The sequence below is a fragment of the Mycobacterium sp. E3198 genome, assembly GCF_001667015.1.
Taxonomy (GTDB): domain Bacteria; phylum Actinomycetota; class Actinomycetes; order Mycobacteriales; family Mycobacteriaceae; genus Mycobacterium.
The window spans coordinates 1-510 of the sequence record NZ_LZIS01000207.1; the positions used below are offsets into that span (position 1 = coordinate 1).

Annotated in this window: 1 pseudogene; it reads right to left on the reverse strand. The window is 67.1% G+C overall.

The features are described from left to right. Positions 1–503 (reverse strand): annotated as a pseudogene (locus A5673_RS22760) (class I tRNA ligase family protein); the annotation flags it as partial. Positions 504–510: the final 7 nt, after the last annotated feature.

Consider the following 510-nt stretch of genomic DNA (forward strand, 5'->3'; position numbering starts at 1 on the left):
AGGTCGCGCAGGCCGCCGGAGACGAAGCTGACCACCTCGTTGCGCCGCACCTCGGGCGCGATGAAGTCGGGGTTCGCCTCGTAGTGGGCCAGCAGCTTGTCGGTGTACGCCGACAGCCGAAAGAAGTAGGTCTGTTCCTCGGTCCAGGTCACCGGTGTGCCGGTTTCGACGGCGATCCGCGTCCCGTTCACCACCTCGGTCTCCGATTCGACGAAGAACCTCTCGTCGCGCACCGAATACCAGCCCTCGTACGTGTCCAGGTAGATGTCGCCGGCGGCGGCCATCCGCCGCCAGATCTCCTTGGACGCCTCGTGGTGGTCGGCGTCGGTGGTGCGGATGAACCTGTCGAAGGAGACGTCGAGCCGCTCCTGCAGCCGCTGGAACACGTCGGAGTTGCGGCGGGCCAGTTCGGCGGTGGGCAGCCCTTCGGCGGCGGCGGCCTGCGCGACCTTCAGGCCGTGCTCGTCGGTTCCGGTCAGGAAGCGTACGTCGAAACCGTCGAGCTACATG